At 60.2% G+C, this 16,771-nt stretch carries 14 protein-coding genes and 1 pseudogene; 6 read left to right on the forward strand and 9 right to left on the reverse strand.

Going from position 1 to position 16,771, the window contains the following annotated elements; genetic code table 11:
* On the forward strand, positions 1 to 193 hold a 193-nt coding region (locus AC1DZP_RS07235), incomplete at its 5' end, for an ATP-binding protein (protein WP_477301189.1).
* 49 nt (positions 194 to 242) lie between these two features.
* On the opposite strand, the gene AC1DZP_RS07240 is transcribed toward AC1DZP_RS07235, so the two are convergent.
* The 6 genes from AC1DZP_RS07240 to AC1DZP_RS07265 form a co-directional block, all read right to left on the reverse strand.
* A complete protein-coding gene (locus AC1DZP_RS07240) occupies positions 243 to 410 on the reverse strand; it encodes an ATP-binding cassette domain-containing protein (RefSeq protein ID WP_477301191.1) in 168 nt (55 codons plus the stop codon).
* Between the two features lie 64 nt (positions 411 to 474).
* A complete protein-coding gene (locus tag AC1DZP_RS07245) occupies positions 475 to 1,617 on the reverse strand; it encodes a substrate-binding domain-containing protein (protein WP_457153648.1) in 1,143 nt (380 codons plus the stop codon).
* Positions 1,618 to 1,693: 76 nt separating this feature from the next.
* On the reverse strand, positions 1,694 to 3,181 hold the full coding sequence (gene aldA, locus AC1DZP_RS07250; protein WP_477301193.1) for an aldehyde dehydrogenase: 1,488 nt from the start codon (positions 3,179 to 3,181) through the stop codon (positions 1,694 to 1,696).
* A 41-nt stretch (positions 3,182 to 3,222) separates the two neighbouring features.
* Positions 3,223 to 4,254 carry a 4-hydroxythreonine-4-phosphate dehydrogenase PdxA gene (pdxA, locus tag AC1DZP_RS07255; RefSeq protein WP_477301195.1) on the reverse strand — a complete coding sequence of 344 codons (1,032 nt, stop codon included), beginning with the start codon at positions 4,252 to 4,254 and terminating at the stop codon, positions 3,223 to 3,225.
* Between the two features lie 228 nt (positions 4,255 to 4,482).
* On the reverse strand, positions 4,483 to 5,577 hold the full coding sequence (locus tag AC1DZP_RS07260; protein WP_477301197.1) for a four-carbon acid sugar kinase family protein: 1,095 nt from the start codon (positions 5,575 to 5,577) through the stop codon (positions 4,483 to 4,485).
* Positions 5,564 to 6,427 (reverse strand): DeoR/GlpR family DNA-binding transcription regulator, encoded by an 864-nt coding sequence (locus AC1DZP_RS07265; RefSeq protein ID WP_477301199.1) that lies wholly within the window; start codon positions 6,425 to 6,427, stop codon positions 5,564 to 5,566. Before AC1DZP_RS07265 ends, AC1DZP_RS07260 begins: the two co-directional genes overlap by 14 nt.
* A gap of 330 nt (positions 6,428 to 6,757) precedes the next feature.
* On the opposite strand from AC1DZP_RS07265, the gene AC1DZP_RS07270 reads away from it, so the two are divergent.
* From AC1DZP_RS07270 to AC1DZP_RS07280, 3 genes and pseudogenes are all read left to right on the forward strand, one after another.
* Positions 6,758 to 7,825 (forward strand): ABC transporter substrate-binding protein, encoded by a 1,068-nt coding sequence (locus tag AC1DZP_RS07270; protein WP_477301201.1) that lies wholly within the window; start codon positions 6,758 to 6,760, stop codon positions 7,823 to 7,825.
* Positions 7,826 to 7,898: 73 nt separating this feature from the next.
* The gene (locus AC1DZP_RS07275) at positions 7,899 to 9,395 is read left to right on the forward strand and encodes a sugar ABC transporter ATP-binding protein (protein ID WP_477226586.1); all 1,497 of its coding nucleotides are present in this window, start codon (positions 7,899 to 7,901) and stop codon (positions 9,393 to 9,395) included.
* Positions 9,396 to 9,619: 224 nt separating this feature from the next.
* Positions 9,620 to 10,391 (forward strand): annotated as a pseudogene (locus tag AC1DZP_RS07280) (ABC transporter permease).
* A gap of 91 nt (positions 10,392 to 10,482) precedes the next feature.
* On the opposite strand, the gene AC1DZP_RS07285 reads toward AC1DZP_RS07280, so the two are convergent.
* Genes AC1DZP_RS07285 through AC1DZP_RS07295 form a run of 3 tightly spaced genes read right to left on the reverse strand, consistent with a single transcriptional unit; the run spans position 10,483 to position 13,956 of the window.
* On the reverse strand, positions 10,483 to 12,468 hold the full coding sequence (locus AC1DZP_RS07285; protein ID WP_477301203.1) for an oxidoreductase: 1,986 nt from the start codon (positions 12,466 to 12,468) through the stop codon (positions 10,483 to 10,485).
* A 48-nt stretch (positions 12,469 to 12,516) separates the two neighbouring features.
* Entirely contained in the window at positions 12,517 to 13,311 is a 795-nt protein-coding gene (locus AC1DZP_RS07290) for a pyrroline-5-carboxylate reductase family protein (RefSeq protein WP_477301205.1), read from the reverse strand.
* 15 nt (positions 13,312 to 13,326) lie between these two features.
* Positions 13,327 to 13,956: a TetR/AcrR family transcriptional regulator gene (locus tag AC1DZP_RS07295; RefSeq protein WP_477301207.1), complete on the reverse strand. Its 630-nt coding sequence runs from the start codon at positions 13,954 to 13,956 to the stop codon at positions 13,327 to 13,329.
* Positions 13,957 to 14,104: 148 nt separating this feature from the next.
* Here AC1DZP_RS07295 and AC1DZP_RS07300 point away from each other — a divergent pair, with 148 nt between their 5' ends.
* Complete coding sequence (locus AC1DZP_RS07300) at positions 14,105 to 16,141, forward strand: oxidoreductase (protein WP_477226589.1); 2,037 nt, start codon at positions 14,105 to 14,107, stop codon at positions 16,139 to 16,141.
* A 181-nt stretch (positions 16,142 to 16,322) separates the two neighbouring features.
* The gene (locus AC1DZP_RS07305) at positions 16,323 to 16,550 is read left to right on the forward strand and encodes a hypothetical protein (protein ID WP_477301209.1); all 228 of its coding nucleotides are present in this window, start codon (positions 16,323 to 16,325) and stop codon (positions 16,548 to 16,550) included.
* Positions 16,551 to 16,771 lie beyond the last annotated feature (221 nt).

Genomic DNA, 16,771 nt, shown 5'->3' on the forward strand with positions numbered 1-16,771 from the left:
CAGTGAGTGGGCCAGTGTCTTCGGCGATGCCAAGATGACGACCGCGCTTCTCGACCGACTGACCCACCATTGCCACATCCTGGAAACCGGGAACGACAGCTTCCGGTTCAAAAACAGCTCCGCACACGAGCCTAAAAAAGCGAAGGAGAAAGCCAGAACCTTGACCGTCAACACCGAACCGAAACATACATGAGAGGCGGGTCACTTCTCGGTGGAAATGCCGGGTCAGTTCTCGGTGGAAATCAACACGTCGACTTGCCCGCGCCGTTTTCGCCGAGCAGTGCATGCGTTTCACCAGCCATGACATCGAACGAAATGTCCGAAAGCACGCGGTTTGCGCCAAACGACTTGCCGATGCGTTGCATCGTTACGATAGCGTTCTTGGACGTTGAAGTTGTCGCTTCGGGCATGACGATTTCTCGATCGCTCGGGGAGCGCCGGCGGACTGCTGCGGCCCGCCGGCGAAAGAAGGAGCTAGAAGCACTCGCCGTTGCAGATTTTCACCACCGAAGCCGGCGCATCTTCCTTTGTGACCTGCTTGAGGGCACTGAGGAGGTCGAGCTTCTTGACGCGCAATGTCGGCACCGAAATGTATGGCGGGACCTCATGTCCAAGCAACGCAAGCGCGGCCGCCTTGGCCTCGGCGACGCCCTGGTCGTAGGGACGCTGCGCGCCTACGGCCAGAAATTCGCCACGTGCAACGTTCAGCGCGCTGTCCGCGGCGATGTCATTCGTGGTGACGACGATATCGCGCCCAAGTGTCTTGGCCGCGGCCACGACTTGCTGGGCGGGCGTGTCCCAGGCAACGAAAATGCCCTTCATGTCGGGATGCGCCGTCAACATGGCGGTGGCGACCTCGTAGGCCTTCTCCGGCGCGGTGAAGGTGCCGACATCCGCGACCTTGATGTCGGGATGTTCGCCGAAGGCCTTCAGTGCGCCGACCTTGCGGGCCGCAACGGAGTAGTAATAGTCATAAACCAGCGTGATGACGCCGACCTCGCCCTTGCCGCCAATCGCACTTACAAGTTCCTGCGCTGCGAAATAGGCGTTCTTCTCATTGTCGGAGGCGACAACGGACACATAGTCCTTGCCCGGCGCCATATCGACCGGGACATTGTCCATGAAAACCAGCTTGATGCCGGCGGCTGCCGCCTTCTTGTAAGCTTCGGATTCAGACTTCGGATCGATCGGGATCGAGAAGATCACATCCGGCTTACGGGCAATCATCTGCTCGAGATCGCTGATTTGCTGGCCGGGCTGGAACTTGGCGTCGGTGGTTCCGACAATCTCGATGCCAAAGTCCTTGAGTGTGTTGGTGATTCCGGCGACCTGCAACTGGGGCCAGCCGGCATCCATGGTATGCATCACCAGTCCTGCGGTGAACTTTCCGGCCTTGAGCTTGGCAAGGTCGTCGGCCGAAAATTTTAGCACATCTGGCGACACTGCCGGCGGGCCGTCCGGGAAGCCCGGGACGGGTTGGCCCCTCGGCGACAGGGGCAGCGGCTCGAGCAAGGCCTTTGCCTCAGGTGGAATGGTGTCATCGGCGATCGCCGAGGATGCGGCCATTCCTGACAGCGCCACGGCCAAAGCGGCCGCCATAAACCCACGATAGTGCATTTCATTCCTCCCGATCATATGAAACGGCCGTATCGGCCGGGTGGCGACCTGGCTGGTCGTACTGGTTGGGCGGTGTTCAGCGCCCGTAAGGCATCAATGCCGCCGTGGCGGCACCCGAGTAATTCACGTAGACCGTCTTCTTGCGCATGTAGCTCTCGAGCCCATGCACGCCGTCGTCACCGCCCAGTCCGCTTTCGCGGAAGCCGACATGGAAACCCTGCAGCATTTCCGGTCCAATCCGGTTGACGTAGATCTCACCGAACGAAACCTCGTTGACGGCGTTCATGACGCGGCTCAGATCATTGGTGAAAAGATAGGCCGACAGGCCATAGCGACTGGCATTGGTGATGCTGACCGCTTCCTCGAAGGTGTCGAAGGGCATGATCGGCACGACCGGGCCGAAGATTTCGCGCGTCATGATCGGCATGTCGGGCGTCACATCGGTCAATACGGTCGGATTGAGCCAGTAGCCGCCATCGATCGGCGCCTTGGTCGGGCGGCCACCGGCGAGAGCGAGCCTGGCGCCACCTGCGACGGCTTCGGCAAGAACCGCCTCGACCTTTTCCAACTCCTCACGGCTGACCTTGGGGCCGATATCGGTGTTTGCCTGCATCGGATCACCGACGACGAGCGACTTGGAGAATTCCACGAAGCGCGTGACGAACTGATCGTAAATCGAACGATGGACGAGCGTGCGTTCGTTGCAGATGCAGACTTGTCCGCAATTCATGTAGCGTGAGGTGGCTGCCGAACGCACCGCCAGGTCGAGATCGGCATCGGCCAGGACGATGAATGGCGCCTTGCCGCCGAGCTCCAGCGAAACCGGTGTCAGATTGCGTGAAGCGTTGGCCATGATGCGCTTGCCGGTCGGCACGCTTCCCGTCATGGTGATGAGGTCGATTCCGGGTTCCGTGCAGAGCACTTCGCCTATGGTTTCACCACGTCCCGTTATGATGTTGACCACGCCGGCCGGCACGCCCGCTTCGACGAAGATGCGACCCATTTCGAGTGCCGATAGCGGCGTGTCTTCGTGCGGCTTGAGGACGATGGTGTCGCCGGCGATCATGGCGGGCGCCACCTTTCGGCTGACCAGGGCGCTCGGGTAATTCCACGGAATAATGGCGGCGACGACGCCAGGCACGCGCTGGATCCAGACCTGCTCTCCCGCATAGTCGGATGGCAGGATCTCACCTTGAATGCGACGGGCAAACTCGGCGTAGTAGTCGAAGAACTCGGCCGCGCCGCCGACTTCACCTATTGCTTCATTAATCGGTTTGCCTTGTTCCCTGACCACCACCTCGGCCAGATGTCGGGCGTTCTGCCGGATCAAGACCGCGATCCGCTTCATGATCGCCGCACGGGCGAGAGGTGATTTGAGCCCCCAAGCCTTCTGCGCCTTGCGGGCGGCTTCTATCGCCTGGCGAGCCTGACCTGGGCTTGCCTCGGGCACGTCGACAAAGGCCTTGCCGTTGGCCGGATTGATCACCGGGCGCGTGCCGGCTTCGCCGGAGACAAACTTCCCGTCGATCAACATGTGATGGGATTTCTTGTCTTCTACTGCCATGGTTCAATCCGCTTCTGCGTGCGTTGCAGGCGTGCCGACGCCTAAGGGTTGGATTTTGCCGCGGCCATTTGGACCGCGAACTCGATCGCTTCGATAAGACTGTCCTCGTTGGCGATGCCCTTGCCGGCGATGTCGAAGGCCGTGCCGTGATCGACGGAGGTGCGGATGATCGGAAGGCCGAGCGTGACATTGACACCGGAGAGCGCCTTCCACTGACCGGTCGCGGGATCGACGTTGAAGCCGAGCAGTTTCACCGGGACATGGCCCTGATCGTGATACATAGCGACCACCGCGTCATACTGGCGGGCGCGCAACTTGACGAAAACCGTATCGCCCGGAACAGGCCCAAACACCGTAAAATCGGCGGGCGTGTAGGAAGCGACGACGGGGGTCGTGATGTCGATATCCTCACGACCGAAAATGCCGCCTTCGCCGGCGTGCGGATTGAGCGCGGCAATCGCAATGCGGGGATGGGCAATGCCAAGGCCGTGCAACGCCTCGACCGTCAACTGGATTACCCGCCGCAACCGAGGTTCGGTCAGTTTCGACGGAACCTGTGCGAGCGCTACATGGGTCGAGACATGGCTGACGCGAAAATCGCCATGGGCCAGCATCATCACGGAATCGCGGGCGCCTGTCAGGTCTGCCAGCATGTCGGTGTGACCGGCATAGTGATAGCCGGCCAGATTGAGCGCTTCCTTGTTGAGGGGAGCCGTGACGATGCCTGCAATTGAACCGGCCTGTGCCAGGCGAACGGCTTTTTCGATCGCCAGATAGGCGAGGCGCCCGCCTTCGGCCGACATGACGCCCGTTTCAATGGGTGTCCGTTCGGGGCCGGCTTCGAGAAGGGCTACAGGCGGAAAAATCCCACCGGCGGAAGCCGACGGATCTTCCTCCTCGATGCGCCCGGAAATCGACTCCATTGCACGCATCGCGGTGACGCTGCCGATAACGAGAAGCGACAACGATCCTTCGGCAAGGCGCGGTTTCAGCCGTGCGCATGCCTTTGCGATGATCTCAGGGCCGATGCCCGCAGGATCACCCATTGTGATGCCGAGTCTTGGACCAGACATAAACGCCCCTAATCGGTCAATTGTGATCATCTTCTAATCCTTCTAACCATGAATGCGCAATAGTTTTCTTTTTCAGTCATTCGTAATCACCTGAATGGTGAAAATCCGGCTGTTTGCCTGCCTCTCCGTGGGTGTGATCCCGGTGTATTCGGCTGCTGAGACATCGTTTGACGCCATTTGACCGGCGGGGATGGACCCGCCGGTGCTTTTGGCCGGCGATTGTCTTGATCAGCGACGCGCGAGAGCCGCGAGCCTGCAGAGCAGGGCACTGTCGCCGAATGCGCCAGATTTCGAAATTGTGGCTAGCCCCTCGAAAACGCCGCCTTTGACTCTGGAAACCGGAAGCCCTGGCTCAATCTCGCATTCGACCGTGAGTTCGACGGCACCCAGGCTGTCGCACACCGATCGCAATGTTTCGCCGCCAGTGACGAGCAAGGTGCCGGGCTTTGGCAAGCCCGCGAGAAGCGAGGCAAACACCTTGCCGATATGATCTGCCACGACGTGGCGATCGCCCGATGCAACGACGCTGACAGCCGACGGCTCCCCGCGCATCATCCGTTTCGCCAAACGCATTTTCGCTTTGTCGACGTCGTGTTCCACGACGATATGCGCATCTGCATGCCTGGCGGCAAAGAGGGCTACCTGTCCCGCCGTGACCTCATGATTTGTGCCGACAAGGGCCAGGAATGGAGCGGAAAACGCAGGAACAGGCTTGTGCGGCGCATTCATGTGCCGTGCAAGTGCCGCCGCCAAGCCGCCAGTACCGACCCACAACGTCGCGCCCTTCGGCGCCGTCGCGACGATCTTGTCCAGGTCCGCATCCGTTTCGGCGTCATAGAGTGTGATGAAATCAACTGGGCGTGACCCTGGTGTTGAACGCCCAGCCGGAAAGCGCTGGCCTAGACCGGCGACAAGGTCGGGACCTACCATTTCGGGTTGATCGAGTCGCCATTGGCGCCCAAGGCGCGTAACACGTCCCTGAAATGGGAACGCAGGTGCCAGAACAACGCGCTGGTACGCCCCGTTGAGGATGCAGGCCTCGATTTCGGCGATGACGTGGCCGCGCAAGAGGCTGTCGATCTTCTTGAAACTCAGGTGTCCGGCGGCAAGCCATGGCGCAAGCGTCCGGTGTCGCTCGACGGCCGTCGCCACTGGCCCCTCCCGGGTGGCGGCATCGATAGCCATACGCCCCGCAAACGTACGGTCCAGCTGCCAGCTGACCCCAATGCCATTCCCAGGCGATGCGAAGGAAACCGCGCTGTCCAGGGCCCCGGTCAGGTCGTCGGCGACGACCCGGATATCCATAGCCTCAAGAGCGCTCAACTGAAGAACCCGAACGGCTGACGCGCACGACCCTGACGTCCACATCGAGCGTTCGAAGATTGGTGAGGTGAGCCTGATCGATGCCCTCGTCGGTAATGATCTGGTGGATGTCGGCCAGACGGCAGATGGTGCAAAAATTGGGCGCGGTGAACTTCGAATGGTCGGCAAGCACGACGACGCGGCGCGCCGCGGCGATCATCGCCTGCTTCATTGCCGCAACCTCCAGGGAGGTCTCCGTGAGCATGTCGCCGGTGATGGCATGCGTCCCCAGAATGGCTATGTCGGCGTGAATGGTTCGCAGGAAATTCTCGCCAGGCTGGCCGATAAGGGTCAGCGAACCAGGCTTGCAGGTGCCTCCAGGCATGACCAGGCGTACTTCCGGCACAGGTGCAAGGATCTGCGCGATCGCAAGGCTGTTGGTCACGGCCGTAAGCGGGATAGGCGCCGCAGCGATGGCGCGGGCGACTTCCAGAACGGTCGTGCTTGCGTCGAAAATGACGCTCTGGCCGGCTCGAAGTTCCGACATCATGGCAGCGCCTATGGCCTCTTTCTCGGCCCTGGCGAAATGCGCTGCAGTGGCGAGATCCGGCTCGAAGGTGGCCAGTTCCGTGCGTTGAAGCATCGCCCCGCCATGCGTTCGCTCCAACGCTCCTTGCCTTTCAAGCGTCTCGAGATCGCGACGGATCGTCGAAGGCGACGCGCCGATGAGATCGATGAGTTCCTGGACGCCGACGGCTCCTTCTCGTTTCAGGCATTCGAGAATGAAGGCGTGACGCTTGGCCGGAATCAGATCGACCCGTCCGCGCCCGCCGTCGTCTTCCCATGACCCGCCGGACACGACAGGCGCCATGTCCTCCGCCGCTGATTTTCGAACATTCCTTGCCACGTTCGCATCTCCGCATGGTGTCGCAACGCGCTCGCCTGAATCACAGCGCTCTGCATCGCGAATATCACGAATCCCTCAGGCGAGCCCAATGATTTGTCACCTTGGTGGGCGAATTGCTATCGTTTTTGGCTGACTTAGAATTATTTTGACTGATTTTGACCGCATATGGTAATCAAGTGTCGTCAATCGTCGTCATCTGGTGGTTGGAGAACGAGCAGTTCTGGTCAAAAAGTCTAAATGAATCAGCAATGCAAAGGGCCAGTGGGCTCCATTGCGAACCGGGTTGGAGGAACCATGTTTTTCTTGTCTAGGCTGAAATCGGCCGTCATCGGCTTCGCTGCTGCGGCCTTCTTGTCAACGGCGGCTGTCGCTGCCGACGGCCCCACGGTCGGCGTTGTCGTGCCGACCCTGGATGCGCAATTCTGGAACAGCTATGTCGCCTTTATGAAAAAGGGAGCGGATGAACTCGGCGTGAATCTCGTCGTGCTCAACGCCGACAACAAGCCCGACCAGATGGTCAAGTCGCTCGAGGATCTGGTGGCCCAGAAGGTCGACGGCATAATCTTCACGCCCTATTGGGCCACTGCCGCTCGTGGACTTACCTTGGCGAAGGAAGCCGACATACCGGTCATCCTCACTGACAGCTACCCGGATTTTTCGCCTCAAACCGAGCGTTTCCCAAACTACATCGCCTTTATCGGGCCGAGCGATGAAGACGCCGGATACCAAATGGCCAAGGCGCTGTTCGCTGCGATCAAGCCCGGGCCGGACGGTAAAAAAGTGATCGGCGTGGTCAACGGCACCGCCGGCACCTCGGTCGCCATTGATCGTCGCAAGGGTCTGGAAGACGCTCTCAAGGAAGCTCCCGATGTGCGTGTCGCTGGTGAGGTCGATGGCAATTTCGTCCGTGATACTTCGCAGACGGCATTTGAATCGCTCTTCCAGGGGAATCCGGAGATCACCGGCGTCTGGGCTGCGAACGGCGGCACTGCGACCGGCGTGATGGCCGCTCTCAAGAACCACGGGAAAACGCCGGGGAAGGACGTCATGGTCGTCGGAATGGATCTCAACCCTGAGAATGTCGAAGCGGTAAAGTCCGGCGATCTGCTCTTCGACATCGGCGGTCATTGGCTTCAGGGCGGCTTCGCCCTTGTCGCCCTCTTCGACCAGATCAAGGGCGTTCCGGTTCCCGCGGGCGCTGACAATGTCAAGCTGAAGCTGCTGCCGTTGACCAAGGATCGCGTTGCGCTGTTTGAAAAGGACTTTCCGGGCGGAGTGCCCACCTATGATTTCCGACAGCACTCCCGCTTCTACAACAAGGACGCCAAGCCAGCCGTTTTCGAGATGCAATACAGCAACTGAACGCAAGGTTCGGCCTGCCTGCAACCGCACGGTTGCCGGCAGGCTTCTCCCTGGCATTGGACGTATTCGATCCATGACGCTTACCGCGAGCGATCTGCGCAAGAGTTACGGCCAGACACGTGCCGTGGATGGCGTGTCGGTGGTGCTTCTGCCTGGTATGGTTCACGCCATCGTCGGCGAAAACGGAGCCGGCAAATCGACGACCCTGCGGATGCTCGCCGGTGCCGAACGGCCTGACAGCGGCGTGATGACGCTGGACGAAGCACGATATGCCCCACAGAGTGTCAGCGGTGCGGCGGCCCTTGGTGTGTCGCTTGTTTACCAGGAAATCACGATCAACCGGTCGTTGTCGGTTGCTGAAAACATCTTTATCGATCGCCTGCGAAGGTTTGCCGGTCGCCTCGGTCTCATCGATCGCAGACGTATGGAATCGGCGGCGCAAGCGATCCTCGAGCGGATCGGCGCGCAAATACCAGTCTCTGCAGACACGGGCCGCCTCAATCTCGGCGAGCTGAAATGCATCGAGATCGCCCGAGCTCTGTCTACAAATCCGAAAATTCTCCTCCTCGACGAATCCACCGCCTATCTGGATCACCGCGAGGTTCAGGCGGTCCTTGGCGTCATCAACGAACTCAAGGTTCAGGGGATGACCGTAGCTTTCGTTTCTCATCATCTCGACGAGGTGCTTGCCGTCGCCGATGGACTGACGATCCTGAAGGATGGGCAATATGTCGGAACATATCGTACGGCCGAGATCGAGCCCAATGAAATTCATCGCCGCATGGTGGGACGCGACCTCGCGAAAGGTATCTATCCGTCTCGTCTGACGGCAGACCCAAGCAAGCCCGCGCGGGGCCCTGTTGTCTTCCAAGCCTGCGACGTGGCCGTTGGGCGCGAACTCAACGGCGTCAGCCTGGATGTTCATGCCGGCGAAATCCTCGGCCTTGCCGGATTGAAAGGCGCTGGCGCCGAAGCGCTGTTCGCAGCCATTTGCGGCGACCTGCCTTTAGGCCACGGCACGATGAGGCTTGCGGATGTTCCATTCGCGCCATCGAGCCCGACTGATGCTTGGCGGCAGGGCGTAGCCCATCTGCCCGGCGACCGTCACAATGAAGGGCTGATCGCTGAGTTCAGTGTCCTCGACAATCTGGTGATGGTCCGCCCGCCCCGGCATGGGCCATTCTTCGACCGCCCCGCTGCCATCGCCATTGCGGCCGATCTCATCACTCGGATCGGAATCAAGACGCAGAGCATCGACGCGTCCTGCCGTTCTCTCTCGGGAGGCAATCTGCAAAAGGTGGTGATTGGCAAATGCTTGGCCGTACAGCCACGCCTGCTCCTGCTCAACAACCCAACGCGCGGCGTCGACATCGGCGCCCGCACGGAGATCTATCGAATCATACGGCAGAAGGCGGCGGAAGGCCTCGCCGTGATCCTTTCTTCGGAAGACATGCCTGAACTGATCGGTATGTCGGACCGCTTGCTGGTTCTCCGGCAAGGACATGTCACGCATCGCATCGAGACTGCAGCCGATGCCACCGAACACGACATCATTGGACATATGGCCTGACCATGGACACAAACGAGACCGCGAGCACCGCCATGACGCCGAGCGCAAGCGGCGAAAAAATCCGCAGCGCGAACAGCTTCGAACTCCTCAAGCGCACTTTTCCGCTCGCGATGCTCGTTCTGCTCGTCTTCATATTCTCTCTGTCGTCGCCGCGCTTTCTCACCTTTGGCAACTTTCTCATCGTGCTTCAGCAGGGCACTGTGCTGCTGGTCGCGGCGCTGGGCATGACCTTCGTCATCATGGCGGGCTCGATCGATCTTTCGGTCGGTTCAATCGTCGCCCTCGCGGCATTGGCAACGGCCTTGACTGCTGATCGTCTCGGCGCCGCGGCAATCATTCCGGCCATTGCTGTTGGTGCGGTTGCCGGTTTGATCAATGGCGTGCTCCTCGCCAAGGGCAAGGTTCCTTCCTTCATAGCCACCATGGGGGCGATGGTGGTTTATCGCGGCATCGTGCTTCTGTTCACCCGCGGCGCTCCAGTGTCGATAGACGACGAGCAATTCCTCAACGCCTATGCCGAACGTACTTTGGGCATTCCCAATTCGGTGATCATTGGCCTGGTGCTGATGGTCCTTGCCTATGGCATCATCAACAGGACGGTGTTCGGACGCGAGGTCCGCGCCATCGGCGGTGGGGAACGCGTCGCCATCTTGACCGGCAGCCCGCGTGAAAATCTACATGTATATGCTGCTCGGGGCCCTGTGCGGCATCGCGGGATTGCTGCAGGGCGCGCGCGCCATGGCCGCCACAGCGCAGCTCGGGGAAGGGCTTGAACTGGATGTCATTGCAGCCGTCGTTGTCGGCGGAACGCCTCTGACCGGAGGTGTGGGCAGCGTTGTCGGTACTGCGCTGGGCGTTCTGATCATCACGCTTCTGTCGAACGGCATGAACATGACGGGTGTCGATCCGTACCTCCAGAATATCGTCAAGGGGACGGTTCTCGTTTGCGCCGTATTCGTCACCATCGATCGCAAGAAGATTGGCATCATCAAATAGCGACAGACCGGCTTCGGAGAGATCGTTAATCATAGTAACTATCGTCGTCTTTCGCTTGTCTGGATCGATCCGGCCCGTCTAGTGCGCCCTATCACAGCCGCAAGGCGACCTTCCTCCCTTCGTGGAATGCGTAGGGCGCCTGGCGTGGAGCGGCGGCATCGCCGACCTCCGTGAAAGGTTGCGATGTGCCTTTCAACTCTTTCGCCAGCCAATCCGCCGCCACGTTGGTGGTTGCGAGAACAAGGCAATCGCCCGGTACGAAACTTTCTTCACGGGTGTTGTGGTCGACGACGGTCACGCCGTCCCCGTGCCATTCCAGAACGCTGACCTCCACGAACCATTTGACGCCAAGCTGGCGCAATGTCCGTCGCAGCGGGAAATCGGCAGCTGTCCTTTGCAGTTCCTTGCCGACCAGCGGATCGGGCGTGAGAATGGTCACTTGATGGCCATCCTCGGCAAGTTTCCAGGCTGTGCCACCGCCGCGCCAGCCTCCGCCCTCGTCGAGCAAAAGCACGCGCTTGCCGGGTCGCGCATGGCGGGCCATCACGGATTCGATCGAGAAGACATTGCCCTTTTCGATGCCTGGCAGGCTCGGCATTGCCGGCAGCGCCTTCTGAAATCCGGTTTCGGGAGACACCGACCCCGTGGCCAGGATGACGGTATCAGCTTGGAATGAGGGGATTTCCGACGCCTCAACATAGGTGTTCAGCCGCACGTCGACGTTCAGCTTGCTGAGCTGGCGCTCATACCAGCCAAGAAGGTCGAGGATTTGCCCCCGGCGCGGCTGCAGCCCGGCGAGCAGAAAGTTCCCGCCCAGTCTGCTGGAGGCTTCGGCCAGCACCACGTCGTGACCCCGTTCGGCGGCAACGCGTGCCGTCTCGAGGCCAGCGGGACCGCCGCCGATGACAAGCACCCGTTTTTTGATGGCGGCCGCGGTGAACCGGTCACCACCCCATTCAAACTCGCGGCCTGCCGAGGGATTGATAAGGCAGCTGATCCAGTAGTCGCGTGAACGGCGGCCCCAGCACATCTGGTTGCAGGAAATGCACCCGCGCACATCGTCCGGCCGGTCTGCCGCGGCCTTGCGTGCCAGATGCGGGTCGGCGATCTGGCCCCGCACGATCGAGACCAGGTCCGCAGCCTTTTCGCCGAGCACCGTTTCGGCATTTTCAGGCGTCCTGATATGGCTTTCGGCCACCACGAGGGCCGTCTTGACCACGCCCTTGAGGGTCGCCGCAAGATCGGCGCCAAGTTTCTCCGGGTAGAGAAAAGTCGGCATTATCTTGTAGAAATCGAGGTAGCTGCCGGTTCCGCAGGTCACGTAGTCGATCAGCCCCTGCTCATCATGCAACCGAATGATCTCCGCCAGTTCCTGCCGACTGAGCGCGACTGTGTAGTCGGGCTCATCGCTGACCGAGAGCCCAACGATAAAATCTCGGCCGCATGTTTCCCGGATGCGGGTCAGGATCTCGCGGGAGATCCGTGTGCGGTTTTCGAGCGAGCCTCCCCATTGGTCTTCGCGTTGGTTTGTCCAGGGTGTCCAGAATTGATCGATCAGTCCGACATAGGCAGCCCAGACTTCGACACCATCGAAACCGGCGTCCCGGCAGCGGCGCGCGGCCTGAACAAAGCCGTCGATGGTCTCCCAGATCTCATCCTGCGACATAGCGTGGGAGCCGTCGCTGTCGTGATAGCTTGGAAGGCCCGAGGGCGACCAATGCGCATGAAATGAGTTGTCCGAATCGCCATGCGCACCGACGTGGTAGAGCTGCTGGATGGCGATCGCCCCGTGGTCCTTGATCGCCCGCGTGACCTGCTGGAAATGAGGAATGACGCTATCGTCGCCAGGCCGGAAATTGCCGCGTGTCAGCACGGCGGCCTGATGGACGGGCATGGGTTCGACAACAATCATGCCGGCCCCGCCAATCGCTCGTTCGGCATAGTAGGCAACGTGTCGTTCGGTCGGCACGCCATTTTCGGCCATGTTGGCGGTGTGAGCCCCGAACACGATCCGGTTTCGCAGGGTGCGACTGCCCAGCTTTGCGGGTGAAAACAGATGCGGAAAGAGTTTTGACATTGTACATCACCTGCGGGTCGGAGGACGGCAAACCGCCTCGTGTGGCAATCAGGAGGCTTGTCCCATACTCACGGATTTCTGAAGCGCTGCAGCAAGGCCGCCTGCCACGGCCGCTTCAAACCCGGCTGCGCGCATGGCCTCGATTGCTGCTGCGGTGGTGCCGCGGTAGTCGAGGAAGGTCTGGACGATGTCTTTGGGATTGTCTGCGCGAGCCTCGAGGAGTTTTCCCGTTCCAATCAGCACCGCGCTGACGCTCCTTCGGGCAATGTCCGGGCTTATTCCTCGACCGACGGCATCGTCCATCATCGCTGCGGCCAGGAGGGCCGGAAAAGCCGGGCCGGATCCGGTGAGGCCAGTCAGATAGTCGATATCTGCTTCACTTTTGACTTCATCGGCGGCACCACAGGCCTCCAGAATCCGACGGGCGACATCGCGGTCATCCGCAGTGACACCCCGAGAGCCTATCCAGGGAGTATAGGAATTGCGCACCTCAGCCGCAGCATTCGGAAGCGTGCGCACGACGCGTTCGGTCTTGAGACGTCGAGCCAGTTGGTCGAGAGGCACTCCGGCCATGACCGACATGGCGAGCTTGCCACAAGCAGAGATGTCGATGGCAGGCCAGTCCTGGGGGCGGACCGATACGATGATGACATCGGATCGATCCGCCAGTTCCTGATTGTCCCTGGTCCATGCAGCGTTTGGCAGAAAGCCGGGTTGCCCACTTCTGTAGGAAAGCGTGAGGTGCTCGGCGGCGACTATCTGTGCATCGATGATGGCCTCTGCGATGGCCCGTCCAAGCCAGCCACCTCCACCAATTACTCCGATGCTCAAGGGTTCGCCCATTGTCGAAACTCTTCCTCAACCCGCCGAATGGCCATGTCTGGCGAAGAACCGATCCAGCTCCCGCTTCTGTGGGGCCTCGCCCGTAAAAATCTCAACGTAGCCGGGAATGCGCTTCATGCGGACCGCGAGATCTTCCTTGGTCTGCATTGAGATGTAACCGATCTGCACGAGGTAGATGGTGCGCGCCCGAACGTCGGCTGAGCTCTCCTCATAACCGAAGCGGACGAACATCTGGCTCATCGCGTCGAGGCGCGTCTGATCGGCTGTCTGTACCTCCGCCAGGATCTCGGGAGATTGAAGCGCCCAGCTTCTGACTGCGAACTCGAACTGGGAGTCGAACAAGGTCTTGTCGAGCCAGCAGTCGAAAACGTTCAGCATCGCTTCGGCCACCGTCTCGGCATAGGCCCCAGCCTGCTTGACGAGGTTGCCGGTATTCTTGTCCCGCCAGCGGGCCACGAGGGCAGCCAGCAACTCTTCTCGATCCTTGAAGAACCAATAGAAGCTCGTGCGGGACAGGCCCAACTTCTTGGCCAAGGGCGAAATTCTCACCGTGTCGACGCCGGATTCGAGAAGCAAGTCGTAGGCGGCTTCAAGCCACCCCTCTGGCGATCCGCGCCATCCGCTGTCGTTCGAAATCTGCTCCATGGGCGACCAACCTAACAAAATGAAAAAGTGAAAACCAGAAAAATGTACACCTGTGTCGATTTGATCGACCTAAGAGAACTCAAACTTGACATAACTGTACATTTTCAAATAGCGTTTGCGCCTGCCATCCCAGCCCGGAGTCCGTCAGATGTCGAACGATCCCCTTTTGCAGCCGTACAAACTCAAGCATTTGACCCTTCGTAACCGCATCATCGTGACGTCCCACGAGCCGGCCTATCCGGAGGATGGGATGCCGAAGGAGCGCTATCTTGCCTACACGGTGGAGCGGGCGAAAGGTGGTGTGGCGATGACGATGACGGCTGGGTCGGCGGCGGTCTCGAAGGACAGCCCCCCGGTTTTCAACAACCTGCTCGCCTACAAGGACGAGATCGTACCGTGGATCAAGCAAATGACCGATGCTGTGCACGAAGAGGGCGCCGCCATCATGATCCAGCTGACCCATCTCGGACGGCGCACCCGCTGGGACAAAGGCGATTGGCTGCCCGTTGTGGCTCCGTCCCATCATCGTGAAGCCTCACACCGAGCGTTTCCCAAGAAAATTGAAGACTGGGATATCGAGCGCATCATCAAGGACTTCGCGGACGCCGCCGAACGGATGAAGGCAGGCGGCATGGATGGCGTCGAGCTCGAGGCCTACGGCCACCTGCTCGAACAGTTCACGTCTCCCCTCACGAACGAACTTGACGGTCCTTATGGCGGTTCGCTCGATAATCGCATGCGCTTCTGCATGGATGTCTTGAAGGCGATCCGGTCACGGGTGGGCGAGGACTTCATCCTGGGCGTGCGATATACCGCGGATGAATGTCTCCCCGGCGGCACTGGCAAGTCGGAAGGCCTTGAAATCTCCAAACGCCTCAAGGAAAGCGGACTTATCGATTACCTCAACGTGATCCGCGGCCACATCGACACCGACGCGGGCCTGACGGACGTCATTCCGATTCAGGGAATGGCGAACGCCCCACACCTTGATTTTGCGGGCGAGATCCGTGCCGCGACCAACTTCCCAACCTTCCATGCGGCGAAAATTCCGGATGTGGCGACTGCGCGCCACGCGATCGCGTCGGGCAAGGTCGACATGATCGGCATGACGCGCGCTCACATGACCGACCCACACATCGTGCGGAAGATCATCGAAAAGCGCGAAGACGAAATCAGGCCCTGCGTCGGCGCCAACTATTGCCTTGACCGCATCTATCAGGGCGGGGCGGCATACTGCATTCACAACCCCGCCACTGGTCGCGAGCTGACCATGCCGCACATTGTCGCCAAGGCCGAGACCCGTAAGAAGATCGTCGTCGTCGGTGCAGGTCCGGCCGGCCTCGAGGCCGCCCGCGTGGCGGGTGAGCGGGGACACCAGGTCGTGGTCTTCGAAGCCGCGAGCGGACCGGGAGGACAAATCCGCCTGACAGCACTGAGCCCACGCCGCAAGGAGATGATGAGCATCATCGACTGGCGCATGGCCCAGTGCGAAAAACACGGGGTGAGCATCCAGTTCAATAGCTGGGCGGAAGCCGAAACCATCGAGGCTGAAAACCCGGACGTCGTCATCATTGCCACGGGCGGGGTGGCGCACACCGACGTCCTTTCGAAGGGCAACGAGTTGGTGGTGTCTTCGTGGGACATCATCTCCGGAGACGTGAAGCCGGGAACCAATGTCCTCATCTACGACGACGCGGGTGACCATGCGGCCCTCCAGGCCGCGGAATTTCTCGCGGGCGCCGGAGCGAAGGTTGAAATCATGACGCCGGACCGGTCCTTTTCACCCGAGGTCATGGCAATGAACCTCGTGCCGTACATGAGGTCGCTTCAAAAACTCGATGTGACCTTCACGGTCACGTATCGGCTGGAGTCTGTTGAAAAGAACGGCAACCAGCTCATTGCCCATGTCGGTAGTGATTATGGCGGCGTGTCCAAACAGCGCATCGTGGATCAGGTCGTCGTCAATCATGGCACCATTCCGCTCGACGACATCTATTTCGAACTGAAACCGAAATCGACCAACCACGGCGAGATTTCGCACGATGAACTCATCACCGGACAACCGCAGTCGGTGGTACGCAATGCGCAGGGCCAGTTCCAACTCTTCCGCATCGGCGACGCCGTTTCAGCTCGAAACACCCACGCTGCGATTTACGACGCACTTCGCTTGGCGAAAGATATCTGATTGGCGGGGCGGACAAACTCGTCCGCTCAATCACAAGAAGGGTTGGCCTGGCATCACCCGGCCACTCCAACGACGCCGCAACTGGCGTCAACCGCCAATTGGTACGGAATCGTACTATCGATTGATCTGCATCTTGGACGAGATCAAAATGAGCCGGAGGTGATCATGGGGAAGGAGCCGCATGAGCATCGCCAGACGGACAACAGGACCTGTCGGCACTGCCAGGGACTTTCTGGCGGTAGAGCTGGCAAGTTCGCGATACGGTGATATCGTCTCGGTCAAAGCGGCAATCAAGGCAACTCGCAGAGACGCGCCTTATCTGCAGGATACAGATGACGAGTTGACGGAGGAGATCGTCGACCTGGCAAGGGAATTGGGACTGGCCGTGCTTTTCGACGCTCGCGATTGATCGATTTCCACGGGCTCAGCCAGCCGCCGGTGCCGGTCGGTGCGAAATCGGCAATTGGCTTCATGGCCAACCCGGAAGGTGGAACACCGAGTAGACTCTCATAGTCTCGACCGGCCCGGCCTGGCGGTACCAAAGATTGATTCCTTCCCAGCGGTTTCCGGCTCTTGTCGAAGCATCCCCGCGCGATAATTCCCTTGAAGGCGTGGGCGCTTCTCCCTCTC

The sequence above is a fragment of the Mesorhizobium sp. P2_F8 genome, from assembly GCF_056403655.1.

Coding starts and splice junctions, on each gene's coding strand:
- AC1DZP_RS07240 (WP_477301191.1), bottom strand. CDS start 410: ATGCCCGAAGCGACAACTTCAACGTCCAAGAACGCTATCGTAACGATG.
- AC1DZP_RS07245 (WP_457153648.1), bottom strand. CDS start 1,617: ATGCACTATCGTGGGTTTATGGCGGCCGCTTTGGCCGTGGCGCTGTCA.
- aldA (WP_477301193.1), bottom strand. CDS start 3,181: ATGGCAGTAGAAGACAAGAAATCCCATCACATGTTGATCGACGGGAAG.
- pdxA (WP_477301195.1), bottom strand. CDS start 4,254: ATGTCTGGTCCAAGACTCGGCATCACAATGGGTGATCCTGCGGGCATC.
- AC1DZP_RS07265 (WP_477301199.1), bottom strand. CDS start 6,427: ATGGCGCCTGTCGTGTCCGGCGGGTCATGGGAAGACGACGGCGGGCGC.
- AC1DZP_RS07270 (WP_477301201.1), top strand. CDS start 6,758: ATGTTTTTCTTGTCTAGGCTGAAATCGGCCGTCATCGGCTTCGCTGCT.
- AC1DZP_RS07275 (WP_477226586.1), top strand. CDS start 7,899: ATGACGCTTACCGCGAGCGATCTGCGCAAGAGTTACGGCCAGACACGT.
- AC1DZP_RS07285 (WP_477301203.1), bottom strand. CDS start 12,468: ATGTCAAAACTCTTTCCGCATCTGTTTTCACCCGCAAAGCTGGGCAGT.
- AC1DZP_RS07290 (WP_477301205.1), bottom strand. CDS start 13,311: ATGGGCGAACCCTTGAGCATCGGAGTAATTGGTGGAGGTGGCTGGCTT.
- AC1DZP_RS07295 (WP_477301207.1), bottom strand. CDS start 13,956: ATGGAGCAGATTTCGAACGACAGCGGATGGCGCGGATCGCCAGAGGGG.
- AC1DZP_RS07300 (WP_477226589.1), top strand. CDS start 14,105: ATGTCGAACGATCCCCTTTTGCAGCCGTACAAACTCAAGCATTTGACC.
- AC1DZP_RS07305 (WP_477301209.1), top strand. CDS start 16,323: ATGAGCATCGCCAGACGGACAACAGGACCTGTCGGCACTGCCAGGGAC.